This is a genomic window from Geobacillus thermoleovorans, assembly GCF_001610955.1.
Classification (GTDB): domain Bacteria; phylum Bacillota; class Bacilli; order Bacillales; family Anoxybacillaceae; genus Geobacillus; species Geobacillus thermoleovorans.
The window spans coordinates 2,772,178-2,787,745 of record NZ_CP014335.1 but is presented as its reverse complement, the minus strand read 5'-3'; the positions used below and the strand labels follow the sequence as shown (position 1 = coordinate 2,787,745).

Genomic DNA, 15,568 nt, shown 5'->3' with positions numbered 1-15,568 from the left:
AATGAAAATCGTTATTTTTAAATAAAATGGGGGAGCAAGTCATGAAACGCATGCCTTGGAAAGTCATGGCCACGTCGGCGGCGGCCTCGCTGCTTTTGGCGTCCGGCTGTTCCGCCGTCGGGGAGAAAGAGAACGGCCGTTCAGCGGAAGCGCCGCGCCTGCACGTGCCGGTGGCGGACGATCATTTTGATACGGCCGGCAATATGTTTGCCTACTCCGAATTTGAGCTGTCCGGAGAGCCGTTGGCGGAAGGGCTCGGGCTTGATTTGGACACCCTTGACGCGAGAAAGCCGGATGAGCCGACGAAATTTGACTATACGGCCGGCATCGAGTCATACGAGTATTCCGAAGAAGCCATGTATGAGGTGACGGAAAAGTCAGGGCTCGGGCTCCATCTCATAAACGGCCCGATCGCCAAGCAACGGGCCGAACAGCGGCATAAGCCAGCCGATGAAGCACTCGCCGACCGTTTTTATGAGCTTGCGGACAGCGTCGGCTATCCGCGCGAGGAAATTTTCCGCAACATGTTCCCGACCTTCATCGAGTACGCCGGCGGCGATCCGCATTATGCGCAAAAGGTTGACACGGACGTGTACGCGGAAAATGACGACGGTACATACGTTCCCGTCTATCAAGTCGATTTCCAATCGCTTCGCTGGGATCGCGGAAAAATGGACAAAGTGCTCACGCCATCGGCTTACGGCGGTGTCTTTTTGAAGCAAGCGCTTTGGGCCGGCGACTTTTTGGGCAATTTTCATCAAAAAGACAGCGATGAAGAGGTGGAGGCGAAAACGCCAAACGACGATCAAAGCGGGAACGTCGCTCTTGGCGTCAGCTCCGCCGACGGGATGCAAGGGATGATTTTGACGGAACAAATATGGAACAAGCTGGCTTTTATCCGTGACCATTTATTTTATGATGCGAAGCAGCAGGCGTTGACGAAGGCAGCCGGCAGCCGTTACGACCCAAGCGGAGGATTCGTCTATTTGCCGCACGCGGTGGAAGTGGCTGAAAGGGGAAGCGAGCTGGCGCCGGATGCCGCGAAGTTGGTCGTCAAAGATCCCCGCAGCTTGCTTGAGGACCAATGGCTCATGCTATGGCCGGCGGCGGAGTTTTTCGGCATGACCGACCAGCGGCCGGAAAACAAAAATCAAAACCCCGCGTTTTTGGCCGTGTTTGACGGAAAACCGTTCCCGAAAGCGGCAAAAGAAAATGTGGATGCCGATCCAGCCAACGACCGTGTGGCCGACGACCCGTATTCCGTCAACCGCGACGTGCTGCTGCAAGTGTTCCGCAACATCGATGCCATGCATTTCAATGAAAAAGCGGGCGCGTTTGTGACAGAACATGACGGGCGAACGCAAGGAAATCGGGTCGATACGTTCCAAGCCGGCTATACAATGGAAGCGCTCCGCATCTTCGAACGGGCGATTGACGGGATGCCGGTCGGCTATGCGAGCGGAGAGAGCGCCAAAGGGCTTGGCACGCCGGAAGGAAAGCGGGCGCTTGAGCTCATCCGCCGGCAAGCGGATTTTATCATGCACAACTTGATGCGAAAAGACGGGCTTGTCGCCAACGGCTATACGATCGGCCAAGGGCCGGATCAAGACGAGCCGACGCTTCTTGCCCAGCTTGGTGCGATCCGCGGGCTGACGGCGGCGTTTTTGGCGACGAAAGACGAAGCGTACCGCGATGCGGCGCGCCTTGTTTATGAGGCGATGGACCGCCATTTTTGGGATCAAAAATGGCACGTGTACCATACGGGAGAAACAGAGGACAAGTACACCCCGTGGCTCGCCGGCGCGTTGTCGGGGGTGTTCCGCGTGGCGCTGCAAAACTTGAACAACGACCAAGCGGATGAGACGGCGAAATCCCTTGACCGCGAAACGATCATCTCCCACTACGTCGACTTTTACGACCGGATCGTCGATGGCCCGACGCTTCAGGAAGGGATGCAGGCAAGCGAGTTTTGGGATACGGGAGATGTCTACATCAAAGGGAAAAAATTGGGCAACACTGACCGCGACCATGTGCCGCAAGTGCAGGCGGCCGGCGGCCCATACGGCGTGGCGCCGGTGTTGCGGACGGTCAAGGTCAATGTTGGATCCGGCAACAAATAACAGAAAGAAAGCGGCGAATACGATTGAGATTCGCCGCTTTTCTTTGTAAAATTGAGGATGGTTATCATTTTCGTGAAAAAACGGGGGAATATTGAAATGCGAAAATGGTGGTTCGCCGCGGCGATCGCCGCGCTGTTGGCCGGCTGTCAGGACGAAAAGGCATGGCATGAGCAGCCGAAAGTGGTCAGACACGCCCCGGCGCACGGCGACAACATCGCCGTAAGCAGCGACGGGCGCTATGTCTACACCGCCAACATCGATGTGGATACAGTGACAATCATCAACGCGAAAACCAAAACGAAGGAAGCGGAAATTCCCGTCGGCCGCGAACCGCGCCAGCTGGCGCTCAGCCCGGATGGACGGACGCTGTATGTTTCCTGCATGTACGATGATGAAGTGGACGTCGTATCGCTTGACAAGCGGACAGTCGTCGACCGTTGGAAAACGGGGATCGAGCCGTTCGGCATCGTCACCAGTCCAGATGGGGAGGAAGTATATGTCGCCAACTACCGCTCGGGCACGGTCTCGGTGTTTGACGCTGAGAGCGGGAAGCGGACCAAAGACATCCAAGCGGGCGATCGGCCGCGGGCGCTGGCGCTGACAGCGGACGGAAGGAAGCTGTACGTGACGCAATATTTGGCGGCTAAAGTCACCGTGATTGACACAAAGAAACGGCGGGCGGTCAAGGAAATCGCCCTCGCCCCGTCGCCGGACAAAGCCGATCGAAAAAAGAGCCAAGGCATTCCGAACACGCTTGAGCAAATCGTCATCGCCCCGGACGGCAAAAAAGCGTATATTCCGCACTTATTGACGAACATCGATACGCCGATCCAATTTGAGGAAACGGTGTTTCCGGCCATCTCGGTCATTGATGTGACGAACGACGTTGAGTTGCCGGACGAGCGGAAAGAGCTGTTTGCCGCGATCAATGTCACTGATGTTCATAACGAGACGATCATCGTCTCCAATCCGTACGATGTGGCGTTTTCCCCGGACGGCGGCAAAGCGTACGCGGTCATGTCTGGAAGCGAGGACCTCGTCGTCTTTGACTTGCGCCGCGGCGGCAAGGCGACGCAAATTTTGCGACGCATCCACGGCAACAATCCGCGCGGGATCGCGATTTCGCCGGATGGGAAGACGCTTTACGTCCACAACGCCATGAGCCATGATTTGGCCGTGATCAAAACCGGAGGAAAAAGCCCATATGCGAAAGCGAAGCAGGAGAGCGGCACGATCCGCCTCATTGCGAAAGATTCGCTCTCCCCGCTCGTGCGTGAAGGAAAAACGATCTTTTACAGCGCCAACAGCGACGAGTTTGCCATCAACATTACAGGAAACAATTGGATGAGCTGCGCTTCGTGCCATAGCGACGGCGACATCAACGGCTTGACGCTCATGACGGCGAAAGGGCCGCGCAACGTGCCGAGCAATATTTTGGCGACGAAAACCGGGCTGTTTATGTGGGATGGTTCGCGCGACGATTTTACCGACTACATTCATACGGTGCAAGGCGAGATGGGCGGCATGACGGCGATCGACCCGTCCAAGCCGCTGCCGCCGAAAGTCCAGCATATGTTTGACGCCATTCTCGCCTACTTGAACGACCCGCGTTCGTTCCCCGTGCCGAAAAGCCCGTATCGAAAGGCGGACGGCAGCTTGACGGCGGAAGCGAAGGAAGGGGAGCGCCTGTTTAACGGGAAAGGGAATTGCTTAAGCTGCCATGGGGGCGAGTATTTCACCGACAGCGTCAAGGCGGTCGGGCCGGACGGGAAATTGACGACTGCCAATACCGCCTACTTGCACGATATCGGCACGGCCAATCCGAAGGACCGCGCCTCCAAAGGCGACGCCCGCGCCCGGTTCACAAACCCGCGGACGCCCAAACAGTGGGATACGCCGACGCTGCGCGGCGTATGGGCGACAGCCCCGTATTTGCATGACGGCAGCGCGAAAACGATCGAGGAAGCAATCCGGCGCCATCGGACGAAAGAAGTGCAAACATTGACGCCGGGAGAAATTGCGGCCATTGCGGCCTATGTCCGCTCGCTGCAATAGTGAGAGTGATGGGTGAGGAAAAGGGTGCTTTTCTTTCTGCAGGGCAGAAGATCGCACGTCATAAAGGAAGGTGTCCCACGCTCGTTGGGGACACCTTTTTCCTTGTTATTTTGGCCGTACATAGCGCTTATCGTGCATAAACAAACGCCAGAAATAGACGAAGCCGGGAAACAAAATGAGAAAGCCCACGAATCGAAAGAGACAGGCGGTTGTATTTTAATAAAGGGCTTTTTGCAGCACGCGGAGATTCTCGGCCATAAGAGCAAAGTAATCTTTGTGGGCTTTTCGATCTTCATCGGTCAGCGATTCCAAGTTATGCAGACGGAGCGGCTTGGCGCCGATTTCGTTCTGAATCACTTCCGCCGTTTTGGGATGAACATTTTGTTCGAAAATGACATAGCGGATGTGATGCTGTTTGGCTGTCTGGATGAGCTGAGTCAGCTCTTTTTGCGATGGTTCGTTGCTCGGAGAAAGCCCGGAAACGCTCAGCTGTTTGATTCCGTAGCGGTCTTCCCAATATCCGTAGGCTTGATGGGAAACGAGCATCTCTTTTCTGGGAGCTTTCTCCACTGTTGAACGGAATTGCCCGTCAAGGCGCTCGAGTTTCATCTTTAACGTTTCAAAGTTTTGCATAAACAGGTCTTTTTTGTCAGGTTTCAGTTCAATCAGCAAATCGCGGATGTTCTCGGCGATCGCAATGGATCGGATGGGGTCAAGCCATACGTGAGGATCTTTGTCTCCGTGTTCATGGCCATGTTCTTCCTCATGTCCCTCTCCGTGTTCGTCTTTGTGCCCTTCGCCATGCGCATGCTCCTGTTCATGGTTCGATTCAAGCAATTCGATGCCGTTTGTGGCAACGAGAAATCGGACGTGCTCATTTTGTAATGTTTCCTGCAGTTTTTCGGCGAACGGTTCCATCCCGTGGCCAATGTAAATGAAGGCGTCCGCATCGGCAATCTGCTGCACGGTTCTGGTTGTCGGTTCGAACGTATGGGCTTCCACTCCCGGCGGGTAAACACTTTTGACGTTCACAGCGTCGCCGCCGATTTTTTTCGTAAAGTCTTCAAGCGGATAGACGGTTGTATAAATCGTTAGCTGATCGTTCGATGTTTGGCCCTCTTTTGCCTCTGGCTTCGATTGACAGCCGTATAGCAAGGCGCTCGTCGCCAAAAGGAAAGACAAAATGATGGACGTTGCTCTCATGTTGAACTCCTTTCTGGAATAAAGATGTCCGCATTTATTATATCGTAATCATTACGATTTGAAAATGAAGGATCACCGTTTAGGCCGAAGGAATCAATGAAGGAAACGGATTGGGCAACAGCGTCCAATCTTCCTTCATCTCCTCATCGGTCAGCAAGCATTGGTCCAGCGAGCGTTCGATGCGATCTGCGTTCATATTGATGCCAATCAACACGAGTTCGGTCAAGCGATCGCCGTAGGTCTCATCCCACTTTTCCCGCCATGCTTCCTCTTCTTGCAACAGCTGTTTTATGTCCTCTTCTGGATAGGAAGCCATCCATCGTCCCGCTGCTTGGATGGAGATTGATGTTCCTGCTTGCGATAGGAGAACGCACATGTCATTCCAGGAGGCAAGCCAAATAAATCCTTTCGCGCGAACCACTTCTGTGGGCCAGTTTTCAAGCCAATTCATCAAACGTTCCGGATGAAACGGCCGTTTTCTTCGATAAACAAAGGAAGAGATGCCGTATTGTTCAGTCTCGGGTGTGTGCTCTTCATTCAGCTCTTTGATCCAGCCGGCTGATTGGCTCGCTTTTTCAAAATCAAATAAGTGGGTGTTTAAAATGGAATCAAGCGGCACTTGGCCGAAAGTTGCCGGGATGATGACGGCTTCCGGATTGAGCTTGTGAAGCACGGTTTGTAATTTTTGCACTTCCTCTGGCGAGACAAGATCGATTTTATTGACAATGATGACATTAGCGAATTCGATTTGTTCAATGAGCAAATCCGCAATTTCGCGGCTGTCCGTTTCATCGACGGCCTGTTGACGGTCAAGCAAGGTTTCGCCCGAGGAAAAGTCCGTCCAAAAACGGTTGGCGTCGACAACCGTCACCATGGTGTCCAATCGGCATTTTCGGGATAGGTCGATTCCAAGTTCCTCATCCAAATACGTAAACGTTTGCGCAACGGGAATGGGTTCGCTGATTCCGGAAGATTCAATGACAATATAGTCGATCTCCCCGTTTTCAACGAGCTGGTCGACGGCTTTGATTAAATCCTCTCTCAAAGTGCAGCAAATACAGCCGTTTTGGATTTGCACAAGCTTTTCCTCGGTGCGGAAAAAGTCGTTTTGCCGAATCAGCTCGGCATCCACATTGATTTCGCTCATGTCGTTGACAATGACGGCAATTTTTTTCCCTTCGCGATTGTGCAAAATATGATGAAGCAAGGTTGTTTTTCCAGCCCCTAAATAACCGCTTAATACCGTGACAGGAATTTTGTTCATCTGTCCCACCTCATTTTTTGAAAATAGTAATCATTACGATTTAACAAGATCGATTGTACAAAAAAATGAACCAAATGGCAAGAGGGAAGTGATTTTGTGGCTCCTCATCAAAAGATGTGTTCGACTTGTAAAGACAAACATGATCGCCGTATTGAGCAAACGGCGGGGGCAAAAGAAAACAGGCTGTGTTGATTTTGGGCGTGATCGGTCAAGGACAATTTGTGGCAAAGAGACGACTATTTTGTTTTTTTCAGACGCCGAGAAGGTTCAGGAACGGGGTCAAAACCGCCCGGATGGAACGGATGGCATTTCAAAATGCGCTTGACCGTCAGCCATCCCCCTTTGAGCGCGCCAAAGCGCCGGATCGCTTCGATGCCATAGTTCGAGCAGGTCGGATAAAAGCGGCATGTCGGCGGCTTGAGCGGAGAAAGGAAGCGTTGATAAAAGCGGATGCACCAAATCAGCCATTGGCCCATGTGGAGTTCTCCTTTCTGTGATCATCATGATTACAATAGAACAAACCGTTCTTTTGTTCAAGAAAAACGACTGTCGTTCGCTCGGAATGGGGGCGCCGACCCAGCCTTGCTTTTTGGGCATAGACGCCAAGCCGAACGAGAGGCAAAAAAGATGCGGGACGTTCCTCGTTTTGGTTATGATAAAAAAGAGAATAAATAACCTAGGAGTGATTGACATGCCTTCACCGGTGGAAAGCTTTGAATTGGACCATTGCGCGGTCAAAGCGCCGTACGTTCGGCATTGCGGCGTTCACAAAGTCGGCAGCGACGGCGTCGTCAATAAGTTTGACATTCGCTTTTGCCAGCCGAACAAAGAAGCGATGGACCCGGCCGCGATTCATACGCTCGAACATTTGTTGGCGTATACGCTGCGCCGACATGCGGCGAAATATGATCATTTCGACATTATCGACATCTCGCCGATGGGCTGCCAAACTGGGTTTTATCTTGTCGTGAGCGGCTCGCCGACCGTGGACGAGATCATTGATTTGTTGGAAGAAGCCATGAAGGACGCGCTCGACGCGACGGAAGTGCCAGCCGCGACCGAGCGGCAATGCGGCCAAGCGAAGCTGCATGACCTAGAGGCGGCCAAACAGCTGATGCGCTTTTGGCTTTCGCAAGAGAAAGAAGAGTTGAAAAAGGTGTTTGGTTGATGAACAAGCCGGCCCCGCGCCGCTACTGCGGCTGCTTCGGGCCGGCTTGTTGTTCGCTGCCGCGCTCGTTTGGAAGCGGATCGACCGTATGTTTGTACGTGTACGCTTTGGAAGTCGTGACGACCGCCAACGCGAGAACGACAGCGGCGATGATGAGGCAAACAACCAACGTCCAGTACATCATGACGCCCACCTTTTTCTTTTTATTATACCATATTCCGCAGGTCGGGCGTTCATATTTTCGGCGGAATCGGGGGAAGCTATCCATCGGTGCGTTTCCCATGTTTCATCAACAAGCCAGCTGGGTATAGAGAACCATGAGGAGGAGTGAGACGATGGCAACTCGACTGATCGATCTTGTCAACAAGCAAATCGCCAACTGGACTGTTTTGTATGTGAAGCTGCACAACTACCATTGGTATGTCACCGGGCCGCAGTTTTTCACGCTGCATGAAAAATTCGAAGAGCTGTACAACGAAGCCGCGACCCACATTGACGCCCTGGCCGAGCGGCTGCTGGCGTTGGGCGGCAAGCCCGTGGCGACGATGAAAGACTGCCTCGAGCAGGCGTCCGTCAAAGAAGCGGCCGGGACGGAAACGGCCGAACAAATGGTGGCTTCGATTGTCCGTGACTTTGAAACGATGATCGGCGAATTGAAAGAAGGCATGCAGCTGGCGGATGAAGTGAACGATGAAACGACGGGGGATATGCTGCTTGGCATTCATCGCAGCTTGGAAAAACACGTCTGGATGTTGAAATCGTTCTTAGGACGATAAGAATGAGGAGGCTGTCCTCAGGCCGGGGGACGGCCTTTTGCTTTGTCCTTTCTTTGTCGAAAAAGGGCGATTTTTTAGGGAATGCGCCGCGCCGCGTTCTCCCCTCCGGGCATACGATAGTTACGCGTATCCTATGTTCAAGGAGGGGGGAGCGTGAACAAGCCGATCCCGATGGTTGCCGTGTCGCTGTTCGGTTCGTTTCTGTCGCTGTTTGTCGGCAGCGTGGACTCATTTGTCGTGATTTTGCTTGCTTTGGTCATTGTCGACTACCTTACCGGCATTGCCGCCAGCGCGGTCGAAGGCAAGCTGTCAAGTCAAGTCGGCTTTCGCGGCATCATCCGCAAACTGTTGATTTTCGTTCTGGTGGCAGCATCGCATCTCGTCGATTTGGCCATTGGATGGAACATGCATGTAATCCGCGATGCGATCATTTTTTTCTATATCGCCAATGAGTTTATCTCGATTGTGGAAAACGCCGGCCGGGCGGGCGTTCCGATCCCGTCCGTGCTGCGCAAGGCGATCGAGCTGTTGAAAGATGAAATAAAATAAGCATATTTTTCCCCGATTGCCCCACACTAAGCAAAAAGAGCAAAAGAAGGAGTGGACGAAGGTGGCAGACGAACGAAAAAAGACGTATTACGTCTCGATGGCAACCGGAGAAATCTCGCAGTTGAAAACCGCTTCGCCGTGGGACTTCCAAATTGAAGCAACGGATGAGGAAATCACCCAGCTGCGCGAATATTTTGATCAAAATTATTCGACCGACTGGCAGGCGTTTTGGCGCACCCATGTGCCGTACATCCAATACCATTATGATCGGGAAAACGATGCTTACGACCGGACGTTGACGAAAATTTATGAAATGATTTACCGCCTCGGCAACGAGGAGGCGAAGGAGCATATCCGCTCGCTCGGCATCCTTCCTGACGAAAAAGAAGAGTAAACGCCGCGAGTCGAGCGGCGTTTTTCTGTATAATGGGGAGAGGAAAGGGGAGAGTCCGATGCATGAATTTCGCGATTACTACGGACATCGCGTTCGGCTGGCCTTTGCGGATCATCCGTTTTCCCCCTCCCCCGGGCATGTATGGGTCATTTGCCGCTATGGCGGGCGATGGCTGTTGACGGATCATCCGCGCCGCGGCCTTGAGTTTCCCGGCGGCAAGGTGGAAGAAGGGGAAACAGCGGCGGAAGCCGCGGCCCGCGAAGTGATGGAAGAAACGGGGGGAATCGTCGGCCGGCTTGAATACATCGGCCAATATGAAGTGGAGCCGGATATCGTGAAAAACATGTATTTTGCCGACATCGCTGCGCTCGTCGAGCGGGGGTCGTATTTGGAAACGAACGGCCCAGTGCTGCTTGAGGCGCTGCCGGATGACATCCGCGCCGATCAGCGTTTCAGCTATTTCATGAAAGATGACGTGCTTTCACTGGCGCTTGCCAAGTTGAAACAGCGCGGGCTGATCGATTGAAAAGGGGCGCCGATCGGCGGCGGCTCCCGAAGATGGGCTTCCCAAAAGCGGCGGATGCCGGCTCATTGGGACGACAGGAATGAAACGAGACGCCCGTCAACATTCGGCGAGCGTCCCGCTAGCGGCGGTTTCCCCATTTTTTTTCGATCAAGGCGACAAGCTGATACATAACGGTCGACAGCAAGGCGACGATGAGCAGGCTCATCAACACAAGCGTGAAGTTGAACACTTGGAAGCCGTAAATGATTAAATACCCAAGCCCTTGTTTCGAGACGAGAAACTCGCCGGTGATGACGCCGACCCAAGCGAGGCCGACGTTTACTTTCAACGTCGAAATGATCGCCGGGAACGACGCCGGCAGCACCGCCTCTTGAAAGCATTGGTAGCGGGTGGCGCCGAACGTCCGCAATACTTTCAAATAGTTCGGATCGACTTCTTGGAACGCCGAATAGACGACGATCGTCGTGATGATGATGGAGATGACGACGCCCATGGCGACAATCGACGTAAATCCCGGTCCAAGAGCGACGATCAAAATCGGCCCGAGGGCGACTTTTGGCATGGCGTTGAACACGACCAAATACGGATCAAGCGTCTTCGCCAGACGCGGAAACCACCAAAGAAGCGCGCCAATCAGCGCCCCGCCGGCTGTGCCGATGAAAAATCCAAGCAAGGTCTCAAACAGCGTCGCCCATGTATGGGCGAATAGAGAGTGATCGCTCATTTTTTCGACAAACAGCTTGGCGATGGCGGATGGAGAGCTAAATAGAAGGGGATCGACCCAATGGAAGCGGCTTGCCGCTTCCCAGACGGCGAAAAAGGCGACAAGCAGCACCGTCTGCCAAAGGCGGATGATCCGCTGTTCTTTGCGCAAGACGGTGAGGTATTCTGTGTGCAGCGCTTCAATGCGTTCATTGGGCGGATTCAAGGGCCTCCATCTCCTTCCAAATGGATTGAAAGAGCGCCGGAAACGATGGCTGCTGGCGGGCGGCAAGCGGCGGGCGGCAGCGCAGTTCATCTGGGATGACAAACGTCCGCACAAGGCGGCCGGGGCGCGGCGAAAACAAGAAAATGCGGTCGCTCATGGCGATGGCTTCTTCGATGTCATGGGTGACCAAGACGGCTGTTTTTTCGTATTGCCGCAGCGTCGCCCAGACGAGCTCTTCCAATTTCAGCTTCGTCTGCTGGTCGAGGGCGGAAAACGGCTCGTCGAGCAACAACAGTTTCGGGTCGGTCGCGAGCGTGCGCACAAGCGCCGCGCGCTGGCGCATGCCGCCGGACAGCTGGCTCGGGTAATACAACTCGACGCCGCCAAGGCCGATCTCGGCCAGCAGAGCGAGCGCTCGTTCTTTCGTGTCAGCGGTCAGCGTGTCGGTGATTTTCAACCCGAGAAGGATGTTTTCTTCGATCGTTTTCCACGGAAACAAATAGTCTTGCTGAAGCATGTAGCCGACCGCGCGCCGCGCCGCCGGCGCGGCCGTTCCGCTCGGCCAAAGCGGTCGGCCTTCCATAAGCACCGTTCCTTCTGTCGGTTCGATCAATCCGGCGATGATGGATAGCAGCGTCGTTTTGCCGCAGCCGCTTGGGCCGAGAAAGGAGACAAACTCCCCTTTCTCGACGGACAGCGACACATCAACAAGCGCGGTGACGGCGTTCGTTTTCGTCAAATACGTGTGCGAAAGGCGGTCGATCGAAAGAAACATTCCGTTCACCCGCTTTCATTGCGTGTTCATCGCGTTTTTGGCAAACGACGAATCGACAAGCGTATTCAGGTCGATGCGCTTCGGCAGCTCGCCGGCTTCGGCCATAATGGTTTGCAAGTTGTTCCATTCTTCTTCATCCAAAATCGGATCGGTCGCATAGGTCCCTTGGCTTTTGTAGCGCTCAACCACTTTTTCGATGATGGCCGAGTCCGTGTCCTTAAAGTACGGTTGAATGGCTTTGGCAATTTCAGCTGCGCTGTGCGATTCGACCCATTGCTGCGCTTTGTAGATCGCGCGCGTAAATTTTTCAATCACGTCTTTGTTTTCGTTCATGTAGCTTCGTTTTGCCATATACGACGTGTACGGCACGCGCCCGGATTCGGTGCCGAATGAAGCGACGATATAGCCTTTCCCTTCTTGTTCAAAAATGCTCGCTGTTGGCTCAAACAGCTGGACGAAATCGCCGGTGCCGCTCGCAAAGGCGTTGGCGATATTGGCGAAATCGACGTTTTGAATGAGATGCAAATCGTTGTGCGGGTCAATGCCGTGTTTTTTCAGCACAAACTCGCCGACCATCTGCGGCATGCCGCCTTTCCGTTGGCCGAGGAACGTGCTTCCTTTCAACATCTCCCATGTAAAGTGGCCGATTTTTTTGCGCGAGACGAGAAACGTTCCGTCCGTCTGGGTCAGTTGGGCAAAGTTGATGACCGGGTCGTCCGTTCCTTGGCTGTAGACGTAAATCGACGTTTCCGAGCCGACAAGGGCGATGTCCGCGCCGCCGGAAAGCAGCGTCGTCATCGTTTTGTCGCCGCCCCATGTCGTCGTCAGTTCGACATCCAGCCCCTCTTCTTTAAAGAAGCCTTTTGCCAGGGCGACGTACTGTGGTGCGTAAAAAATCGAGTGCGTCACTTCGGCGAGCCGCACTTTTTGGAGCGGCTTTTCGCTTTGGCCCCCGTCATTCGTGCAGGCGGAAAGCGGCAAAAGCAGCAGAAGCGAGCATAACCATACGGCCCATTTTTTCATGTTCGTTAACCCCCTTGGTTCGCATGCGGTAAACCGTGGTTTCACCTTATCGTATGCACGCAGCCAAAATGTGTGAATGCCTAGAAAAAATGGGCGGTCGAACGAGAACGGGCGGCGGTCGGGACGCTCCTCGCGCTCCAGGGCTTTTTCAAGCTGACGCTCGGCCAAGGGGCGGCATGCACCAACAGCGAGGCAGTCGGACAGCCCCACTTGCCCTAATGAAAGAAGGCGTTGGGGGATGATGACGGGTGGTTCGCATCATCTGTTTTCGCGTAGGAAGGAGGCAGGCGTATGGACGGGGACATCATCGACCAATACCGGTTTCCGTCGCCGCATCCGGGAATCGATGTGTTCTTTGTCACCTATATGTCCCAAGGGCTGAAGGTGAAAGGATTTTTAGCGGCGCCGAAGCGAAAAGGCGTTTATGACGGGTTTTTGTATTTGCGCGGCGGCATCAAAAACGTCGGGCAAGTGCGGGTGCCGCGCCTTGTCCAATTCGCTTCGCACGGGTTTGTCGTCTTCGCTCCGCTCTATCGCGGCAATGGGGGCGGAGAAGGAAACGAAGATTTCGCCGGTGAAGACCGTTATGACGCGCTCGCTGGGTTTCATCTCCTTCGCCGCCATCCGCTCGTCCATCCCGGGCGCGTTCACATGTTCGGCTTCTCCCGCGGCGGGGCGATGGCGCTCCATGCCGCCCTAATGGCCGAGGGGGTCTGTTCGGTGGCGGTCTGGGGAGGGGTGGCGGATATGGAGCTTACGTATTGGGAGCGGCCTGACTTGCGGCGGATGATGAAGCGCGTCATCGGCGGGACGCCGAACAAATGCCCGGAGCGCTACCGGCACCGCACGCCGCTCTATCATCTGGAACGGCTCAAGGCCCCGGTGCTCATCATCCACGGCGAGCGCGATGAGAACGTCTCGATTGAGCACGCCTGGCGGCTGGAACGGCGGCTGAAGCAGCTCGGCAAACCGGTCACGGCTTGGTACTTCCCTGAGTTCACCCACTATTTTCCGCCGCCAGCCAACCGCAAGACGGTGCAAAGGCTTACACAATGGATGAAACAACAGCCGACGGTGTGATACGATACGAGTAGAAAGGCGGCGCGGCCGCCAACGAATCGATGGGCAGCCAAGGAGGTTGAAATCATATGGGCATGCCGATGGAAGTGCAGACGGTCATTGTGACCAAAGGGAAGGAACAGCGCGTTCAAGGAAATGTGTTTGTGCTGGAAAAAGACGGATACCGCTTGTATCCGCTCGACGTGCCGCTTGAAGTGCGCCGGACCGTACAAAGCGAAGCGAGCGGCATCGCGGTCGTGAAAAAGCTCGAGTGGGAAGACAACCGGACGACGGTGACGTACGAGCTCGTCAGCCTGTATTCGACGAATTGAATGCGGGAGACCGCGGAGCCGCACCGAATGGGGCGGCCGACTAAGTGGGGAATGGGAGCGCAAACGGAAGAACGGTTTGCGCTCCCTGTTTTGGAAGCGAGGGAAAACTAGGCCGCTTGCCCCGATTCCGGCCGTAACAGCGAAACGGATGAAAAAGTTCGGGGAAAAGCAGGAGTTGGGCCGGAAGAAAGCGAATAGGATGCAATGAATTTGATATCGCAAGGAGGGAAAACGTGGCCAAACAGCGAATCGATCACGACCGGTTGTTCAAGGAGCTGCTGTCGACGTTTTTCGAAGACTTTTTGCTTCTTTTCTTTCCTGACGTGTACGAGCACATCGACGTTCACCATCTCTCTTTCCTCTCCGAAGAGCTGTTCACCGACGTGACAGCCGGGGAGAAGCACCGCGTCGACTTGTTGGTCGAAACAAAGGTAAAAGGGGAAGACGGGCTCGTCATCGTTCACGTCGAACATCAAAGCTATAAGCAGCGGACGTTCCCCGAGCGAATGTTCCTCTACTTCAGCCGCTTGTTTCAAAAACACCGCCGCCGCATCCTCCCGATTGCCATCTTCAGCTACGACGAACGCCACGACGAACCTTCCTCATTGATGATTCAATTTCCATTTTTGATGGTTCTTGACTTCCGCTTTCTGACGGTGGAACTGCACAAACTGCCGTGGCGCGAGTACATCCGCCGTGACAATCCGGTTGCCGCCGCCTTGTTAAGCAAAATGGGGTATAATGAAAGCGAGAAGGTGGAAGTGAAAAAGGAGTTTTTGCGCATGCTAGTCCGCCTCGAGCTCGATGAGGCGAAGCAGCGGCTGTTGTTTGGGTTTTTTGAAACGTATTTGCGGTTGTCCGAAGCGGAGGAAATCCAACTGCGAAACGAGGTGAGCCAAATGGAGACGAAGGAAGCGAAGCAAGTGATGGAGCTCATCGTCTCGTACGAACAGCGGGGAATGGAAAAGGGAATTCAACAAGGAGTCAAACAAGGGATGAAGCAAGGGCGCCAAAAAGGGATTGAGGAAGGGAAGCTCGACGTGGTGAAGAGAATGCTGGCGAAAGGGTACGATGTCGACACGATCCACGAACTGACCGGGCTGCCGGTTGAGAAGATCGAACGGGTGAAGGGGTAAGCAGAGCAGACTCTTCGCCGTCGAGCCTCACATTGTCGTCGACCCCCAATCGTGCAAAAACCCCGGGGGATCGACGACAATCATTTTATGCGTTCGAACCTTACGGCCATCGAGGGTAAAGTCTATTGACAGAATTTGTCGGTGACGTTCATCGTCCCGATTGGCGTTTTTATTCTAATTTTGAAAAGGCAGGAGCGCAAACAATCCTTCGGTTTGCACTCTGCCATATGATTAAGCAAGACTCGAACACTTGTAATCTG

General features: G+C 54.1%; 17 protein-coding genes. 10 read left to right on the top strand and 7 right to left on the bottom strand.

Annotated features, from left to right (window positions below; translation table 11 throughout):
* The first annotated feature begins 41 nt into the window (after nt 1-41).
* Nucleotides 42-2,120, top strand: coding sequence for a hypothetical protein (locus tag GT3570_RS14025; RefSeq protein WP_062898894.1), 2,079 nt, complete (start codon nt 42-44; stop codon nt 2,118-2,120).
* A gap of 96 nt (nt 2,121-2,216) precedes the next feature.
* Nucleotides 2,217-4,175: a beta-propeller fold lactonase family protein gene (locus GT3570_RS14020; protein ID WP_011232338.1), complete on the top strand. Its 1,959-nt coding sequence runs from the start codon at nt 2,217-2,219 to the stop codon at nt 4,173-4,175.
* Nucleotides 4,176-4,391: 216 nt separating this feature from the next.
* Here GT3570_RS14020 and GT3570_RS14015 read toward each other — a convergent pair whose 3' ends face one another.
* From GT3570_RS14015 to yidD, 3 genes are all read right to left on the bottom strand, one after another.
* Nucleotides 4,392-5,378: a metal ABC transporter substrate-binding protein gene (locus GT3570_RS14015; RefSeq protein ID WP_062898893.1), complete on the bottom strand. Its 987-nt coding sequence runs from the start codon at nt 5,376-5,378 to the stop codon at nt 4,392-4,394.
* Nucleotides 5,379-5,457: 79 nt separating this feature from the next.
* The gene (locus GT3570_RS14010; RefSeq protein WP_062898892.1) at nt 5,458-6,642 is read right to left on the bottom strand and encodes a GTP-binding protein; all 1,185 of its coding nucleotides are present in this window, start codon (nt 6,640-6,642) and stop codon (nt 5,458-5,460) included.
* A 236-nt stretch (nt 6,643-6,878) separates the two neighbouring features.
* Complete coding sequence (gene yidD, locus GT3570_RS14005) at nt 6,879-7,118, bottom strand: membrane protein insertion efficiency factor YidD (protein ID WP_062898891.1); 240 nt, start codon at nt 7,116-7,118, stop codon at nt 6,879-6,881.
* Between the two features lie 215 nt (nt 7,119-7,333).
* Between yidD and GT3570_RS14000 the strand changes: the two genes are divergently transcribed.
* The gene (locus GT3570_RS14000; RefSeq protein ID WP_023633424.1) at nt 7,334-7,810 is read left to right on the top strand and encodes an S-ribosylhomocysteine lyase; all 477 of its coding nucleotides are present in this window, start codon (nt 7,334-7,336) and stop codon (nt 7,808-7,810) included.
* 22 nt (nt 7,811-7,832) lie between these two features.
* On the opposite strand, the gene ytzI is transcribed toward GT3570_RS14000, so the two are convergent.
* Complete coding sequence (gene ytzI, locus GT3570_RS18130) at nt 7,833-7,994, bottom strand: YtzI protein (RefSeq protein WP_082816485.1); 162 nt, start codon at nt 7,992-7,994, stop codon at nt 7,833-7,835.
* A 151-nt stretch (nt 7,995-8,145) separates the two neighbouring features.
* Here ytzI and GT3570_RS13995 point away from each other — a divergent pair, with 151 nt between their 5' ends.
* The 4 genes from GT3570_RS13995 (at nt 8,146) to ytkD (ending at nt 10,055) form a co-directional block, all read left to right on the top strand.
* Nucleotides 8,146-8,586 carry a Dps family protein gene (locus GT3570_RS13995; protein ID WP_014196600.1) on the top strand — a complete coding sequence of 147 codons (441 nt, stop codon included), beginning with the start codon at nt 8,146-8,148 and terminating at the stop codon, nt 8,584-8,586.
* 153 nt (nt 8,587-8,739) lie between these two features.
* Nucleotides 8,740-9,135, top strand: coding sequence for a phage holin family protein (locus tag GT3570_RS13990; protein ID WP_013524459.1), 396 nt, complete (start codon nt 8,740-8,742; stop codon nt 9,133-9,135).
* A 61-nt stretch (nt 9,136-9,196) separates the two neighbouring features.
* Nucleotides 9,197-9,529 carry a hypothetical protein gene (locus GT3570_RS13985; RefSeq protein WP_011232331.1) on the top strand — a complete coding sequence of 111 codons (333 nt, stop codon included), beginning with the start codon at nt 9,197-9,199 and terminating at the stop codon, nt 9,527-9,529.
* A gap of 58 nt (nt 9,530-9,587) precedes the next feature.
* Entirely contained in the window at nt 9,588-10,055 is a 468-nt protein-coding gene (ytkD, locus tag GT3570_RS13980) for an RNA deprotection pyrophosphohydrolase (RefSeq protein ID WP_011232330.1), read from the top strand.
* 118 nt (nt 10,056-10,173) lie between these two features.
* On the opposite strand, the gene GT3570_RS13975 is transcribed toward ytkD, so the two are convergent.
* From GT3570_RS13975 to GT3570_RS13965, 3 genes are read right to left on the bottom strand one after another with little or no spacing between them, the layout of a single operon-like run.
* Nucleotides 10,174-10,983 (bottom strand): ABC transporter permease, encoded by an 810-nt coding sequence (locus tag GT3570_RS13975; protein ID WP_011232329.1) that lies wholly within the window; start codon nt 10,981-10,983, stop codon nt 10,174-10,176.
* Nucleotides 10,967-11,758 carry an ABC transporter ATP-binding protein gene (locus GT3570_RS13970; protein ID WP_062898890.1) on the bottom strand — a complete coding sequence of 264 codons (792 nt, stop codon included), beginning with the start codon at nt 11,756-11,758 and terminating at the stop codon, nt 10,967-10,969. The genes GT3570_RS13975 and GT3570_RS13970 overlap by 17 nt, the downstream gene beginning before the upstream one ends.
* Nucleotides 11,759-11,773: 15 nt before the next feature.
* Nucleotides 11,774-12,781, bottom strand: coding sequence for an ABC transporter substrate-binding protein (locus GT3570_RS13965; RefSeq protein ID WP_062898889.1), 1,008 nt, complete (start codon nt 12,779-12,781; stop codon nt 11,774-11,776).
* 291 nt (nt 12,782-13,072) lie between these two features.
* Between GT3570_RS13965 and GT3570_RS13960 the strand changes: the two genes are divergently transcribed.
* The 3 genes from GT3570_RS13960 (at nt 13,073) to GT3570_RS13950 (ending at nt 15,308) form a co-directional block, all read left to right on the top strand.
* Nucleotides 13,073-13,861 (top strand): alpha/beta hydrolase family protein, encoded by a 789-nt coding sequence (locus GT3570_RS13960; protein ID WP_062898888.1) that lies wholly within the window; start codon nt 13,073-13,075, stop codon nt 13,859-13,861.
* A gap of 68 nt (nt 13,862-13,929) precedes the next feature.
* Complete coding sequence (locus GT3570_RS13955; protein WP_033009830.1) at nt 13,930-14,172, top strand: DUF2584 domain-containing protein; 243 nt, start codon at nt 13,930-13,932, stop codon at nt 14,170-14,172.
* A gap of 233 nt (nt 14,173-14,405) precedes the next feature.
* Nucleotides 14,406-15,308 (top strand): Rpn family recombination-promoting nuclease/putative transposase, encoded by a 903-nt coding sequence (locus GT3570_RS13950; protein ID WP_062898887.1) that lies wholly within the window; start codon nt 14,406-14,408, stop codon nt 15,306-15,308.
* Nucleotides 15,309-15,568 lie beyond the last annotated feature (260 nt).

Bases quoted from the DNA above. Each gene is read 5' to 3' on its own strand.
- GT3570_RS14020 (WP_011232338.1), top strand. From the start codon at position 2,217: ATGCGAAAATGGTGGTTCGCCGCGGCGATCGCCGCGCTGTTGGCCGGC.
- GT3570_RS13960 (WP_062898888.1), top strand. From the start codon at position 13,073: ATGGACGGGGACATCATCGACCAATACCGGTTTCCGTCGCCGCATCCG.
- ytkD (WP_011232330.1), top strand. From the start codon at position 9,588: ATGCATGAATTTCGCGATTACTACGGACATCGCGTTCGGCTGGCCTTT.
- ytzI (WP_082816485.1), bottom strand. From the start codon at position 7,994: ATGATGTACTGGACGTTGGTTGTTTGCCTCATCATCGCCGCTGTCGTT.
- GT3570_RS13955 (WP_033009830.1), top strand. From the start codon at position 13,930: ATGGGCATGCCGATGGAAGTGCAGACGGTCATTGTGACCAAAGGGAAG.
- yidD (WP_062898891.1), bottom strand. From the start codon at position 7,118: ATGGGCCAATGGCTGATTTGGTGCATCCGCTTTTATCAACGCTTCCTT.
- GT3570_RS13995 (WP_014196600.1), top strand. From the start codon at position 8,146: ATGGCAACTCGACTGATCGATCTTGTCAACAAGCAAATCGCCAACTGG.
- GT3570_RS14015 (WP_062898893.1), bottom strand. From the start codon at position 5,378: ATGAGAGCAACGTCCATCATTTTGTCTTTCCTTTTGGCGACGAGCGCC.
- GT3570_RS14025 (WP_062898894.1), top strand. From the start codon at position 42: ATGAAACGCATGCCTTGGAAAGTCATGGCCACGTCGGCGGCGGCCTCG.
- GT3570_RS13970 (WP_062898890.1), bottom strand. From the start codon at position 11,758: ATGTTTCTTTCGATCGACCGCCTTTCGCACACGTATTTGACGAAAACG.
- GT3570_RS14010 (WP_062898892.1), bottom strand. From the start codon at position 6,642: ATGAACAAAATTCCTGTCACGGTATTAAGCGGTTATTTAGGGGCTGGA.
- GT3570_RS14000 (WP_023633424.1), top strand. From the start codon at position 7,334: ATGCCTTCACCGGTGGAAAGCTTTGAATTGGACCATTGCGCGGTCAAA.
- GT3570_RS13965 (WP_062898889.1), bottom strand. From the start codon at position 12,781: ATGAAAAAATGGGCCGTATGGTTATGCTCGCTTCTGCTGCTTTTGCCG.